A 13,535-nucleotide genomic window follows, 5' to 3' on the forward strand; every position below is an offset into this window, starting at 1 on the left:
CCCCCCATAAATGTACAACGGTCAGCAGTGCCCCAGGCCATTCCCTGGGCAACCGCTACAGAGAGAAAGAATCCGCAAAGACCTGAATTCAAATTTGTTGAAACGGTATTTCGGACAGAACCGGCGATTATAGCGCGTATCGGCCTCGGCATTATCAAACCTGCCCGGTAAATACGCTATTAATGAGAAACATTGTCATTTGGCGCGCAATTTCCGGTAGCGAGGGGCGATTCGGCTAAAATCCGCTGCCAAGCTGGCAACGCTATTGACTTTGAGCGCGCCGATTGCGCTTTAGTTTTCACTTAATAGTGTGGTTTGTTCTAAAATAACGCTTCTATGCTGGCCGGGAGTCCCCGGCGTCTCCCTACAAGCCCCTCGTGCCACGAAGAGATCTGAGTCTATGTCGAAGAAATTAACTGCCGCTGCCGCAGCGCCGGCCTCGTTTGAAGAGGCGATGGCGGAACTGGCGCAGCTGGTAACGCAAATGGAAGCGGGCCAGTTGCCGCTGGAAGCATCGGTCGCGGCCTACCAGCGCGGCTCGGAACTGGTCAAGTATTGCGCTACCCAGCTCGACAGTGTCGAAGCGCAGGTGAAAGTATTGGAAGGCGACATGTTGAAACCGTTCGTGGATGCCGGTGAGGCCGCTCAATGATGGCCAATGTGCAACAAGACGGCGTCACCTTCGGCGACTGGATGCAAAGTACCCAGTCCGGCGTGGAAGGCCGGCTCGACCAGTTCCTGCCGGCGGCGGACGTCGTGCCGCACAAGCTGCACGCGGCCATGCGCTACGCGCTGCTGGGCGGCGGCAAGCGCGTGCGCCCGCTGCTGGTGATGGCGGCCGGCGAATTGTTTGACGCCGATCAAGACACGCTCGCGCGCGCCGCTTGCGCGCTGGAAATGATTCACGTGTATTCGCTCGTGCATGACGACATGCCGTGCATGGATGACGATGCCTTGCGCCGTGGCAAGCCAACCGTGCACATCGCCTACGATGAGGCGACGGCCCTGCTGGTCGGCGACGCGCTGCAATCGCAGGCGTTCATGCTGCTGGCCGATGGCGCGGCCATTCCGCCGGCGCGGCAGATGGCGATGATCAAGCTGCTGGCGCACGCTTCCGGGTCAAGCGGCATGTGCGGCGGCCAGGCGATCGACCTCGACAGCGTCGGTCTGGCCTTGACCTTGCCGCAGCTGGAACAGATGCATCAACTCAAAACGGGCGCCTTGCTGCGCGCGGCCGTGATCCTGGGCGCGCTGGCGGGCAAGGACTTGACGGCCGACGACATGACGGCGCTGAACGCCTATGCGCGCGCCGTCGGCCTGGCGTTCCAGGTGGTCGACGACGTGCTCGACGCGACGGCCGATTCGGCCACCCTGGGCAAGACGGCGGGCAAGGATGCGGCCGCCAACAAGCCCACTTACGTATCGATACTGGGGCTGGAACCATCGCGGGCCCTGGCAGAACAATTGCGGTGCGACGCCCATGCGGCGCTGGCGCCATTCGGGGACAAGGCACGCCGTCTGCGCGAGCTGGCGGACCTGGTCGTGCAGCGGAGGGCATAAATGAAACTGTTAGAAACCATCAATGAACCAGCGCAAGTGCGCAAGCTGGCCCGCTCGCAACTGGTGCCGCTGGCGCAGGAATTGCGCAGCTTCCTGCTCGACTCCGTTTCCAAGACGGGCGGCCATCTGTCGTCCAACCTGGGCACGGTCGAGCTGACCGTCGCGCTGCACTACGTGTTCAACACGCCGCACGACCGCATCGTCTGGGACGTGGGCCACCAGACCTATTCGCACAAGATTCTGACGGGCCGCCGCGAGCGCATGCACACCTTGCGCCAGAAGGACGGCATTTCCGGCTTCCCCAAGCGCGACGAGAGCGAATACGACACGTTTGGCACGGCCCATTCGTCGACGTCCATTTCGGCCGCGCTGGGCATGGCGCAGGCCGCCAAGATCAAGGGCGACCCGCTGCACGCGATCGCCGTGATCGGCGACGGCTCGATGACGGCCGGCATGGCTTTCGAGGCGATGAACAATGCGGGCGTGCAGGAAGACGTCAACCTGCTGGTGATCCTGAACGACAACGACATGTCGATCTCGCCGCCCGTGGGCGCGCTGAACCGCCACCTGGCGCGCCTGATGTCGGGCCAGTTCTATGCGGCAGCCAAGAATGTTGGCAAATCCGTCTTGCCCGGCCCCGTGCTGGAATTGGCGAAGCGCTTCGAAGAGCACGCCAAGGGCATGGTCGTGCCTGCCACCATGTTCGAGGAATTCGGTTTCAATTATATCGGCCCCATCGACGGCCACGACCTCGATTCGCTGATCCCGACCTTGCAAAATATCAAGCAATTGAAGGGTCCGCAATTCCTGCATGTGGTGACCAAGAAGGGGCAGGGCTACAAGCTGGCCGAGGCGGAGCCGATTTTGTACCACGGCACGGGCAAGTTCAATCCGGCGGAAGGCATCAAGCCGGCCACGGCGCCGGCCAAGATGACGTACACGGAAGTGTTCGGCAACTGGCTGTGCGACATGGCGGCGCACGACAAGCGCCTGGTGGGCATCACGCCGGCCATGCGCGAAGGCTCGGGCATGGTCAAGTTCGAACAGCAATTCCCGACCCGCTACTTTGACGTCGGCATCGCCGAGCAGCATTCCGTGACCTTCGGCGCGGGCCTGGCCTGCGAAGGCTTGAAACCCGTCGTGGCCATCTATTCCACGTTCCTGCAGCGCGCCTACGACCAGCTGATCCACGACGTGGCGCTGCAAAACCTGGACGTGACGTTCGCACTGGACCGCGCCGGACTGGTGGGCGCCGACGGCGCCACGCACGCGGGCAACTACGACATGGCGTTCCTGCGCTGCATCCCGAACATGGTCGTCATGGCCGCGTCGGACGAAAACGAATGCCGTCAAATGCTGACGACGGGTTACCATTATCCGGGCCCGGCCGCCATCCGCTATCCGCGCGGCGCCGGTGCGGGCGCGGCCATCGTGCCGGAACTGACCAGCATCGAGATCGGCAAGGGCGAGGTCAAGCGCCACGGCAAGCGCATCGCCATCCTGGCCTTCGGTTCCATGGTGGCGCCGAGCGTGGCGGCGGGCGAGAAGCTCGACGCGACGGTGGCCAACATGCGTTTCGTCAAGCCGCTCGACGTGGCACTGGTGAAACAGCTTGCTCTCGACCACGACTACCTGGTGACGGTGGAAGAGGGCTGCATCATGGGCGGCGCCGGTTCGGCCGTGGCCGAAGCGCTGGCGGCGGAAGGGATCGTCAAGCCGATTTTGATGCTGGGCTTGCCCGACACCTTCATCGACCATGGCGACCCCGTGCAGCTGCTGAAAAGCGTGGGCCTGGACGCCAGCGGCATCGCCGCGTCGATCGAGCAGCGTTTTGGCGGCTCCCAGCCGCGCCTGGCTGTCGTCAGCTAAGTTGGCTTGCAGACTGAAAAGCGGCACTGCGGTGCCGCTTTTTTTGCGCCTGCGGGGTTTTTACGCTGCACTGCAACATTTTTCGTCCGGGAATGCTACGATGACGCTTTGATACCCTTTCAAAGCCGATCTTGCATTTCAGGAAACTCCACCGCCGTTCCCGCATGCTGGCAAGCCGCTGGCTGACGGGCATGCATGCCTACACCGACAAGCTGGCGCAGCGCCGTCCCCTGTGGATGGTCAGCCTGGCCATCGACGAAACGAACCTGTCTGAGGGCTTGCGGGCCGCCTGCGCCTCGAGCGCCATGCTGCTGCTGGGCTTGCTGTTCGACCACCCCGATTTTTCCTGGGCCGCCATCGGCGCCTTCTGGACGTGCCTGGCCGACGCGGCCGGCACGCGGCGCATGCGTTTTGTCTCGATGGTGGGCTTCGGCTTGCTGTCGACCGTGGCCGGCGGCCTGACGGCGCTGGCGGCCGGCCATGGCATGGCGACGGCGGCCGTCGCCGTGCTGCTGTTTTCCTGGGCCGGCGCGCTGGCGCGCATCTGGGGCGCGGCCACGGCGCAAGTGGCCATCCTGGCGGCCACGGCCTGCGTGGTGATGGTCACGCACCCATTGGCATCGATGACGCAGACGGCGCCTTTCCTGGGGCTGTACATGTTCGGCTGCCTGTTTGCCACCGTGCTCAGTTTTACGGTCTGGCGCATCCACCCGTTCGGTCCAAGCAGGCGCGCCATCCGCGCCGCGTATTCGCGCCTGGCCGGCATCGCGCGCGACAATGCGCGCTTCCTGGAACAGGGCCCGGCGTTGCCGGACGCGGCCGCGCATGGCGCCAGCTACCGTTCGCAGGCGCGCGCCGCGCTGGAAGCGGCGCGCGTGGCGCTGGCCGCCGTGCCGCCCGCGCGCGCGGGCCGCAGCGCCCTGTACGATAACTTGCTGCTGGCGCTCAGCGACGCCGAGCGCATCTTCGCCTACCTGATCGCCGTCACGCATACGTGCGAGCGCGAGCAGCAGCGGCTGCGCCAGGACCCGCGCGCGCGGCGCAGCCTGGAAGTGATGGCCGTGCTGCTGCGCCGCCTGGGGCAAGCCGTACAGCGCCAGCCGGAAACGCCGCCCCTGGAATTGCAGCGCCGCCTGGCGGGCTGCGGACGGCGCCTGGAAGCGGCGCTGGGCGCCTTGCTGCCGCTGCGCCTGAATGTCGACTTCATGGAGCTGGGCTTGCCGCGCGCGGCGCAGCTGCCGTGGCGCGAGGCGGCTTTCCTGGCGCTGGGGCAGGCGTGGCAGACGGCGAAAGTCAACGCCACGCCGCAGTCGCTGAGCTGGCGCCATGCGGCGCGCGTGTCGCTGGCGACGACGGCCGGCTTTTTGCTGGTCGAAGCCTTGCACATTCCGTTCGGCTACTGGGCCACCATGGCCACCTTGTTGATATTGCAGCCGTCCGTGTCGACCACCTGGCCGCGCGGCATCGAGCGCGTGGCGGGCAGCGTGCTGGGCGCCTTGCTGGCCGTGCTGATCGGCCTGGCCGTGCATACCCCGCTGGCGATCTCGCTGGTGGTGTTTCCCCTGATCGTCGCCACGATGGCCTTGCGCCGCGTCAGCTACAGCCTGCATGTGCTGTTCATGACGCCCGCCTTCGTGCTGGTGGCCGACTATGCGGCGCCGGCCAGCGAGATGGTGTATGCGGCTAGCCGCCTGGGCAACAATGTGCTCGGCTGCCTGCTGGCCCTGCTGGCCACGTTCTTCCTGTGGCCGGACCGCGAGGCGGACGACCTGGACCAGCGCCTGGCGAAAGCCGTGTCGGCCAACCTGAAATACCTGCTGGCCGTGCTGGCGGCGGGCGGTAAATGGGATAGCGCCATCGCGCGCCTGCGCCGCGAGGCGGGGCTGGCCAGCAATAACGCGGAACAGGTGCTGCAGCGCCTGCGCATCGAGCGCCGCCTGGACCGCAGCAGCGGCGTGGGCCTGGCGGCGCTGCGCACCTTGCCGCTGCTGCGCCGCGTGGCGGGCAGCACGGCGCGCATCAGTCTGAGTCCGCAGGCCGAGCCGGCGGCGCCCGAATTGCAACGCTGGATCGCTGAAGTCAGCAGGGAAATCGATGCGCTGCTGCGCGGCGAAGCCGATGCCGGCGCGCCTGGCCCTTGCGCTGCAGAGGGCTTGACTGCCCTGCAAGCCGACGCGGTGGCGCAGGTGCAGCTATTGCGGGGATTATTGCGCGAACATGTGCAGGCGCGGCCCGCGAGCTTGCCTGTACCGGCCTGACTGTAGCCGCTCGGCCGGCTGCGCCCGCAACCGGCCTCTCCTGCTTGCGGCGCTGTTATTGTATAGACGTTTCGCGCCTGCCAATCTCTCCAAATTCCACATTGCATGGGCTTTGCCGATATATTTTTCAAACTGGAAATTTATCGAAAGGAAACGTTGACTCTAAAATAAGTGCGGTCTATATTCGATTTTGCAGGATGTAAATTCGATAAAGTAATAAGCATCGTACTGCAGGTGGCATTTCCTTTTTTACGTCAATCTTCTGGCCATTCCAGCAATACATGCAAGGCCGAATGCAGCGTGAATGAAGAAAACCGGGTGGACCGGGGGAGACAAACGCCCCGGTTTGGAAGTAACGACGTCGAGGTGGCTTCATGATGCAAAAGAAAATTAAAACCATCGCCATGTATGGCTTGATCCTGGCCGCCGGCCTGGGCAGCGGTTATGGCCTGTCCTTGTTGCCCGGCTTGCTCAAGTCGAATTACACGGAGGGTAATTACGCCGCGTATTTCCCGAATGCCCAGGCAAAAGTGGTGCTGTACGGCACGGACTGGTGCGGTTATTGCGCCAAGACGCGCGCATATTTCAAGGAGAACAAGATCGAATTCGTCGATCTCGATATCGAGAAATCACCGGAGGCGAAAAAAGCCCATGCGGAACTCGGCGGCGGCGGCGTGCCCGTGGTGTTGATCGGCAACCGCAAGATCCAGGGTTTCAATGCGGGCGCGCTGGAAGCGGCGCTGAAGAAAATCTGATTGCAGGATGGCGTGTAAGAGACGGCGCGCCATGGATGTCCGTCATCGTCTGTCAATTCAACAGGAGTGCTTATGTTTAAAAAGCTGGGTTTCTTTTTGTTTGCCATGGGTGTCAGCGCCTCGTATGCCATGGCCAGCAGTACCGCCGACATTTCGGAATGCCAGTCCGAGTGCTATATGGCGCTCGATGCCTGCGTCATGGAGTTCAAGGTGCCTGACTGCGTGCGTGTCAATAAGGCCTGTCTGCAGGCCTGCGGCTAGCAAGCGCCTGTCAGCTGGATACAACACGGCGATGCCTGTCAATCAGCATCGCCGTTCTTACTTACCCGCGCGTGCGGTCGTGCCGCCACAGCACGTCGCTGCCGCCGGCAAAGCGGTTCAGCACGCGCGACAGCACGAACAGCAGGTCCGACAATCGGTTCACGTACTGGCGCGGATGTTCGTGCAGGGGTTCCGCATTCGCCAGCGCGACGATGCTGCGCTCGGCGCGCCGGCACACGGTGCGGCACACGTGCGCCAGCGAGGCGGCGCGCGAGCCGGCCGGCAGGATGAATTCGGAGAGGGCGGGCAAGTCCGCATTGTATTTCGCCAATAGCGCGTCGAGGCGCAGCACGTGCTCTTCCTTGATCAGCTGGTAGCCGGGGATGCAGATTTCTCCGCCCAGGTCGAACAGGTCGTGCTGGATGGCCACCAGCTCCTCGCGCAAGGCGTCGGGCATGGCTTCGCACAGCAGCAGGCCGATGTTGGAATTGAGTTCGTCCACGTCGCCCATGGCGTGGATGCGGGCGCTGTCCTTGCTGGTGCGGCTGCCGTCGCCCAGGCCGGTGCTGCCATTGTCGCCCGTGCGCGTGGCGATTTTCGAAAGTCGGTTGCCCATGATGCTGATCCTGTCAAAGAAGAATGGGGGCAGCATACGACACTGTGCGCCGACTGGCCGCGGATTTGGCTTCGAAATGGACAAAAAATGCGGTGCGCGCCACTTTTGTGCTTACAATCGTTGCACGCCCATGCCCATTTGCCTCCCATCTTATGCACAATGCCGCCCCTGAACCCGGATTGACCGCCGCGCGCCAGCAAGCCGTCGTCGCGGCCCTGCTGGCCGTGCTGCCGGCCCGCTGCGTGCTGTCCGACGCGGAAGACACGCGCCCGTATGAATGCGACGGCCTGGCCGCCTACCGCCAGCTGCCGATGGTGGTGACCTTGCCGGACACGGAAGAACAGGTGATCGCCATCCTCGGCGTCTGCCGCGAGTTGAAGGTGCCGATCGTGCCGCGCGGCGCCGGCACGGGCCTGTCGGGCGGCGCCTTGCCCATCGCCGACGGCGTGGTGCTGTCGACGGCGCGCCTGAACCGCATCGTGCGCCTCGATGCGTATGCGCGCACGGCCGTGGTGCAGCCGGGCGTGCGCAACCTGGCCATTTCCGAAGCGGCCGCGCCCCACGCGCTGTATTACGCGCCCGACCCGTCGTCGCAGATCGCCTGCAGCATCGGCGGCAACGTGGCGGAAAACTCGGGCGGCGTGCATTGCCTCAAATACGGCTTGACCGTGCACAATGTGCTGCGCGTGCGCGTCGTGACCATCGATGGCGACGTGCTGGAACTGGGCGGCGAATGCCTGGACTCGCCCGGCCTCGATCTGCTGGCCGTCTTCATCGGCTCCGAAGGCATGCTGGGCATCGTCACGGAAGTGACGGTCAAACTGGTGCCGAAACCGGCCACGGCGCGTGTCATCATGGCGTCTTTTGACGACGTCGTCACAGGCGGCAATGCGGTGGCCAACGTGATTGCCGCCGGCATCATCCCGGCAGGGCTGGAAATGATGGACCAGACGTCCTCGCGCATGGTCGAACCGTTCGTCAAGGCCGGCTACGACACGGACGCGGCGGCCATCCTGCTGTGCGAGGCGGACGGCACGCACGAGGAAGTGGAAGAGGAAATCGCCCGCATGACGGCCGTGCTGGAAGGGGCGGGCGCCAGCGCGATTGCCGTCTCGCAGTCGGAAGCGGAGCGCATGAAGTTCTGGTCCGGCCGCAAGAACGCCTTTCCCGCCGCCGGGCGCATCTCGCCCGACTACTACTGCATGGACGGCACCATTCCGCGCAAGCGCCTTGCCGAAGTCCTGACGGGCATCGCAGGCATGGAAACGACGCATGGCTTGCGCTGCGCCAACGTGTTCCACGCGGGCGACGGCAATCTGCACCCGCTGATCCTGTTCGACGCCAACCAGCCCGGCGAATTCGAACGCGCCGAAGCGTTTGGCGCCGATATCCTGGCCCTGTGCGTGGCCGTGGGCGGCACGATTACGGGCGAACATGGCGTGGGCATGGAAAAGATCAATTCCATGTGCGTGCAGTTTACGCGCGCCGAACTCGATGCCTTCTTTGCCGTCAAGCGCGCCTTCGATCCCCATGCCCTGCTGAACCCGGACAAGGCGATTCCCACCTTGAACCGCTGCGCCGAATTCGGCAAGATGCATGTGACGGCGGGACGGCTGCCGTTCGCCAACCTGCCCCGTTTTTAACCGCCGGAGACTCCTTTGCAAGCAATCGTGGAACAATTCAGGCAGCAGATCCTGGCGGCCAGCGCGGCGGGCAAGCCCTTGCGCCTGCGCGGCGGCGGCAGCAAGGACTGGTATGGCCAGCAGTTCGATGGCGAGGTACTCGATACGCGCGCGTATGCCGGCATCATCGACTATGAACCGACGGAGCTGGTGATCACGGCCCGCTGCGGCACGCAGCTGGCGGAGATCGAGGCGGCGCTGGCCGCGCGCAACCAGATGCTGGCCTTTGAGCCGCCGCATTTCGGCCCCGGCGCCACGCTGGGCGGCGTCGTCGCCAGCGCCCTGTCCGGCCCGCGCCGGGCCAGCGCGGGCGCCTTGCGTGACTTCGTGCTGGGCGCCGTGCTGATGGATGGCCACGGCGAACGCCTGGCCTTTGGTGGGCAGGTGATGAAGAACGTGGCCGGCTACGATGTCTCGCGCCTGCTGGCCGGCTCGCTGGGCACCCTGGGCCTGATCCTGGAAGTGTCGCTGAAGGTGCTGCCCCTGCCGCTGCGCGAAGCGACCTTGCGCCTGGCGTGCGCGGAAATCGCCGCCTTGCGCATGCTCAATGAATGGGCCGGTCAACCGCTGCCGATATCGGCCAGCTGCTGGCACGACGGCGTCCTGACGGTGCGCCTGTCCGGCGCCGACGCGGCCGTGTCGGCGGCCCTGCAGTCGCTGGGCGGCGAGGTGCTGGCGCCCGATGACGCGGCCGCCTTCTGGCTGTCCTTGCGCGAGCAGACGCACGCCTTCTTTGCGGGCGCGGGCAGCCTGTGGCGCTTGTCGCTGCCACCGCACGCCAGCGCCGTGATCGTCAAGGGGCGCCAGCTGATCGAATGGGGCGGCGCGCAGCGCTGGCTCAAGCTCGATGGCGACGCCGATGCGGCCGGGGCGCAGGACATCCGCCAGGCCGTGGCCGCGCTTGGCGGCCACGCCACCCTGTTCCGCGGCGGCGACAAGACCGTGGGCGTATTCCATCCGCTGGCGCCGGCCGTTGAAAAAATCCACCAGCGCCTGCGGCAGGCGTTCGACCCGGCCGGCATCTTCAACCCGCACAGAATGACTTGAGCGCATGCAAACCAATCTCGCCGATTTCATCAAGAATACGCCGGCAGGCGACGAAGCCGAAGCCATCCTGCGCGCCTGCGTGCATTGCGGTTTTTGCACGGCCACCTGTCCCACCTACCAGCTGCTGGGCGATGAACTCGACGGCCCGCGCGGACGCATCTACCTGATCAAGCAGGTCTTGGAGGGCGCGCCCGTCACGGCCAGGACGCAGACGCACCTGGACCGCTGCCTGACCTGCCGCAACTGCGAATCGACCTGTCCCTCGGGCGTGCAGTACGGGCGCCTGGTCGACATCGGCCGCAACGTCGTCGAGCAGCGCGTGCAGCGCCCCTTGCGCGAACGCGCGCTGCGCTTCGCCCTGAAGGAAGCCTTGCCGCGCCGCTGGCTGTTTACGCCCGTGTACAAGGCGGGGCAGGCGCTGCGCCCGCTGCTGTCGAAAAGCTTGCAGGATAAATTGCGCCCGGGCGCCGCAGCCGGTGCATGGCCGGCGCGCCGGCATGCGCGCAGCATGCTGCTGCTCGACGGCTGCGTGCAGCCGGCCATGTCGCCCAACATCAACGCGGCCACGGCGCGCGTGCTCGATGCGCTCGGCGTGCAGTTGATCGTCGCGCCGAAGGCGGGCTGCTGCGGCGCGCTGCGCCATCACCTGAACGACCAGGAAGCGGCGCTGGACGACATGCGCCGCAATATCGACGCCTGGTGGCCGTACGTCGACAGCGCGGAAGCCATCGTCATGACGGCGTCCGGCTGCGGCGCCACGGTGAAGGAATACGGCCATCTGCTGGCGCACGATGCGCGGTATGCGGACAAGGCGCGGCGCATCGCGGAACTGACGCGCGATCTGTCCGAGATCATGCCGGCGTTTGAGGCGCAGCTGGCGGCGCTGCTGCAAGGGCGCATCGGCAAGCGAGTGGCGTATCACCCGCCCTGCACCTTGCAGCACGGCCAGCAGGTGCGCGGCAAGGTGGAGCAGGTGCTGCGCGCCGTCGGCGTCGACGTGCGCCTGTGCGCGGACAGCCATCTGTGCTGCGGTTCGGCCGGCACGTATTCGATCCTGCAGCCGGCCCTGTCGCAGCAGCTGCGCGACAACAAGCTGGCGCACCTGGAAGCGTGCGAGCCGGAGATGATCGTGTCGGCGAATATCGGCTGCCTGAGCCATCTGCAGTCGGGCACCGAGACGCCCGTGCGGCACTGGATCGAGCTGATCGATTCAGCTTTGATTCGTTCTGGGACGAATCAACACCTGACCAAACCGTAGCGAGCGGAAGGGAGAGGTGGTCGAGAAGCGCAACCGTACTGGAGTACGGTGAGCATCGCAGGCCGCCTATACCGACGCGCAGTAGGTTTGGTCAGGTGTTTACACGGAGCTTTCGCTGTATTGCGCGATACGCCACTGCGGGGCCGGGATGAAATTGTTCGCCCACTCCAGCACGGCGTCGGCCGGCATGGGGCGGGCGATGCCGTAGCCTTGCGCCAAGTCGCAGCCCAGCTGGATCAGGCGCGCGCCATGCTCGACGCTTTCCACGCCTTCGGCGATCACCGTCAGGCTGAAGGAACGGGCCAGGCCGATGACGGCGCGCACCAGGTGCAGGTCGTCGCGGTCGTTGAGCATATTGCGCACGAAGCTCTGGTCGATCTTGACGATATTCGCCGGCAGGCGTTTCAGGTAGGACATCGACGAGTAGCCGGTGCCGAAATCGTCGAGCGCAAAGGTGATGCCCAGCACCTGGCAGGCGCGGATGATGCGGCGCACGTCCTCGATGTCGTGCAGGGCCGACGATTCGAGGATTTCCAGTTCCAGCATGCTGGCGCGCACGCCGGGAAATTCGCCGAGGATGGTTTCCAGGCGCGAGACGAAGTCCGGTTGCTGGAAGTGGCGCGCGGCGATGTTCACGCTGACCACCCAGTGCTTGCCGCAGGCCACCCAGCGCTGCATCTGCCACAGGGCCTGGCGCAGCACCCATTCGCCGATATCGATGATCAAATCCGTCTGCTCCACCAGCGGCAGGAATTGCGCGGGCGCCAGCACGCCGCGGCGCGGATGCTGCCAGCGCAGCAGCGCTTCCATGCCCACCACCGTGCCGGCGCGCATATTCACCTTGGGCTGGTAGTACAGCCGCAGTTCGCCGTTGATCAGGGCCTGGCGCACTTCCGTGCGCTGGTTGTGGTGGGTGCGCACTTCCTCGTCGAGGTTGGTGTCGAAGAAATGGTACTGGTTGCGCCCCGTCAGCTTCGCCTGGTAGACGGCGTGGTCGGCGTGGCGCAGCAGGCTTTCCGTATTCAGGTCCTTGCCCGCGTAGACGGCGATGCCGGCGCTGGCCGTCATGTGCAGCGCCTGCTGGTCGCACTGGTAGGGGCGGCCCAGCTCGGCCATCAGCTGCGTGACGTTCTGTTCGATGCTGGCGATGCTGGCCTGGCCGCACAGCAGCAGGACGAATTCGTCGCCGCCCAGGCGCGCCACGTAATGGACCTGGCCCGTAAAGCCGTGCAGGCGGCCCGCTACCTGCTTGAGGATTTCATCGCCCGCCTCGGCGCCGTAGCGGTCGTTGATGGCCTGGAAGTGGTCGAGGTCGAACAGGCAGACGGCCAGCAGGCGCTGGCGTTCGCGCGCGAGGAACAGTTCCTGTTCGAAGCGGGCGGCCAGCGCGGCACGGTTGGGCAGGCCCGTCAGCACATCATTGTAGTTTTGCCACGACAGCTTTTGCAGCGCCTGCTGCATGTGCACGGTTTCGTTCAGCTGTTCGCCCAGCTGGCGCTGGCTGGTCTTGAGCGAGGTCAACAGTTCTTCGATATCGCCGGCCATGCCGTTGAACGACTGCGACACGGCTTGCGCCTCGGGCGTGGCGCCGGCCGCCAGGCGCACGCCGAAGTTGCCATCGCGGAAGCGGTCGGTCGCCTGCACGAAGCGCGCCAGCAGCTTGCGGTGCGCGGCCAGGATCAAGCCCAGCAGCAGGAAGACGAGGACGATATTGATGGTGCTGAGGACGGCCTGCTCGCGCACCCGCTGCCACACCTGCGCCAGGGGCAGGCCGGGGGTGTAGTGCAGGTCGAGGGTGCCGTCGCCGCCGTCCGGCAGCGCCACCGTCAGGCGGCTGCGGATGGCCGTGATGCCGGCCAGGCGCGCGAACCACGCCGGCACCGTGGCCAGCGTATCGGCCAGCTTGCTGTCGGCCAGCACCTCGACATGCTCGCCAGCCGTGTCCCAGCGGGCGGAAACGAGGCTGCGGTTCAGCGGCAGGGCGCTGCGCAGCACTTGCCGCACGCTGTCGTGCATCGCGTGGCCGTCCGCGTGCACGGCCAGCGGCAGCACGCTATTGGCGAGGAACAGGTCGAGTTGCCGGGCATCGCTCTGGTAGCGCGCATTGGCCAGCGCCGTTTCCGTACCGAGCAGGGCGTGATAGCGGACGGCGGAAACGGCGAGTATCAGGAAGAAAATAGGAATGAAGAGGCGGGAATAAATGCCCATCCGCATCCATGAAGATATTAT

The 13,535-nt window shown here is 65.3% G+C and carries 11 protein-coding genes; 9 read left to right on the top strand and 2 right to left on the bottom strand.

The features are described 5' to 3' along the window. Positions 1-400 precede the first annotated feature (400 nt). From AC0V2Y_RS13010 to AC0V2Y_RS13035, 6 genes are all read left to right on the top strand, one after another. Positions 401-652, top strand: coding sequence for an exodeoxyribonuclease VII small subunit (locus AC0V2Y_RS13010; protein WP_046683420.1), 252 nt, complete (start codon positions 401-403; stop codon positions 650-652). Continuing rightward, on the top strand, positions 649-1,560 hold the full coding sequence (locus AC0V2Y_RS13015; RefSeq protein WP_475414651.1) for a polyprenyl synthetase family protein: 912 nt from the start codon (positions 649-651) through the stop codon (positions 1,558-1,560). Before AC0V2Y_RS13010 ends, AC0V2Y_RS13015 begins: the two co-directional genes overlap by 4 nt. Continuing rightward, complete coding sequence (gene dxs, locus AC0V2Y_RS13020; protein ID WP_475414652.1) at positions 1,561-3,429, top strand: 1-deoxy-D-xylulose-5-phosphate synthase; 1,869 nt, start codon at positions 1,561-1,563, stop codon at positions 3,427-3,429. A gap of 164 nt (positions 3,430-3,593) precedes the next feature. After that, a complete protein-coding gene (locus tag AC0V2Y_RS13025) occupies positions 3,594-5,687 on the top strand; it encodes an FUSC family protein (protein ID WP_475414653.1) in 2,094 nt (697 codons plus the stop codon). A gap of 374 nt (positions 5,688-6,061) precedes the next feature. Beyond that, complete coding sequence (locus AC0V2Y_RS13030; RefSeq protein ID WP_475414654.1) at positions 6,062-6,442, top strand: glutaredoxin family protein; 381 nt, start codon at positions 6,062-6,064, stop codon at positions 6,440-6,442. A gap of 72 nt (positions 6,443-6,514) precedes the next feature. Continuing rightward, positions 6,515-6,703, top strand: coding sequence for a hypothetical protein (locus AC0V2Y_RS13035; RefSeq protein WP_475414655.1), 189 nt, complete (start codon positions 6,515-6,517; stop codon positions 6,701-6,703). Positions 6,704-6,764: 61 nt separating this feature from the next. On the opposite strand, the gene AC0V2Y_RS13040 is transcribed toward AC0V2Y_RS13035, so the two are convergent. Beyond that, positions 6,765-7,319 (bottom strand): cob(I)yrinic acid a,c-diamide adenosyltransferase, encoded by a 555-nt coding sequence (locus AC0V2Y_RS13040; RefSeq protein ID WP_230541544.1) that lies wholly within the window; start codon positions 7,317-7,319, stop codon positions 6,765-6,767. A 152-nt stretch (positions 7,320-7,471) separates the two neighbouring features. Between AC0V2Y_RS13040 and AC0V2Y_RS13045 the strand changes: the two genes are divergently transcribed. Genes AC0V2Y_RS13045 through glcF form a run of 3 tightly spaced genes read left to right on the top strand, consistent with a single transcriptional unit; the run spans position 7,472 to position 11,306 of the window. Next, the gene (locus AC0V2Y_RS13045; RefSeq protein WP_475414656.1) at positions 7,472-8,962 is read left to right on the top strand and encodes an FAD-linked oxidase C-terminal domain-containing protein; all 1,491 of its coding nucleotides are present in this window, start codon (positions 7,472-7,474) and stop codon (positions 8,960-8,962) included. 15 nt (positions 8,963-8,977) lie between these two features. Beyond that, positions 8,978-10,048, top strand: a complete 1,071-nt coding sequence (gene glcE / locus AC0V2Y_RS13050; RefSeq protein ID WP_475414657.1) for a glycolate oxidase subunit GlcE — start codon at positions 8,978-8,980, stop codon at positions 10,046-10,048. Positions 10,049-10,052: 4 nt separating this feature from the next. Continuing rightward, positions 10,053-11,306, top strand: a complete 1,254-nt coding sequence (glcF, locus tag AC0V2Y_RS13055) for a glycolate oxidase subunit GlcF (RefSeq protein WP_475414658.1) — start codon at positions 10,053-10,055, stop codon at positions 11,304-11,306. Between the two features lie 99 nt (positions 11,307-11,405). On the opposite strand, the gene AC0V2Y_RS13060 is transcribed toward glcF, so the two are convergent. Further along, positions 11,406-13,514: a putative bifunctional diguanylate cyclase/phosphodiesterase gene (locus tag AC0V2Y_RS13060; protein WP_475414659.1), complete on the bottom strand. Its 2,109-nt coding sequence runs from the start codon at positions 13,512-13,514 to the stop codon at positions 11,406-11,408. Positions 13,515-13,535: the final 21 nt, after the last annotated feature.

This window comes from Janthinobacterium sp. BHSEK, from assembly GCF_056174685.1.

Excerpts from the sequence above, each read along its gene's own strand:
- AC0V2Y_RS13010 (WP_046683420.1), top strand. The coding sequence starts at position 401 with ATGTCGAAGAAATTAACTGCCGCTGCCGCAGCGCCGGCCTCGTTTGAA.
- AC0V2Y_RS13015 (WP_475414651.1), top strand. The coding sequence starts at position 649 with ATGATGGCCAATGTGCAACAAGACGGCGTCACCTTCGGCGACTGGATG.
- dxs (WP_475414652.1), top strand. The coding sequence starts at position 1,561 with ATGAAACTGTTAGAAACCATCAATGAACCAGCGCAAGTGCGCAAGCTG.
- AC0V2Y_RS13025 (WP_475414653.1), top strand. The coding sequence starts at position 3,594 with ATGCTGGCAAGCCGCTGGCTGACGGGCATGCATGCCTACACCGACAAG.
- AC0V2Y_RS13030 (WP_475414654.1), top strand. The coding sequence starts at position 6,062 with ATGATGCAAAAGAAAATTAAAACCATCGCCATGTATGGCTTGATCCTG.
- AC0V2Y_RS13035 (WP_475414655.1), top strand. The coding sequence starts at position 6,515 with ATGTTTAAAAAGCTGGGTTTCTTTTTGTTTGCCATGGGTGTCAGCGCC.
- AC0V2Y_RS13040 (WP_230541544.1), bottom strand. The coding sequence starts at position 7,319 with ATGGGCAACCGACTTTCGAAAATCGCCACGCGCACGGGCGACAATGGC.
- AC0V2Y_RS13045 (WP_475414656.1), top strand. The coding sequence starts at position 7,472 with ATGCACAATGCCGCCCCTGAACCCGGATTGACCGCCGCGCGCCAGCAA.
- glcF (WP_475414658.1), top strand. The coding sequence starts at position 10,053 with ATGCAAACCAATCTCGCCGATTTCATCAAGAATACGCCGGCAGGCGAC.
- AC0V2Y_RS13060 (WP_475414659.1), bottom strand. The coding sequence starts at position 13,514 with ATGGGCATTTATTCCCGCCTCTTCATTCCTATTTTCTTCCTGATACTC.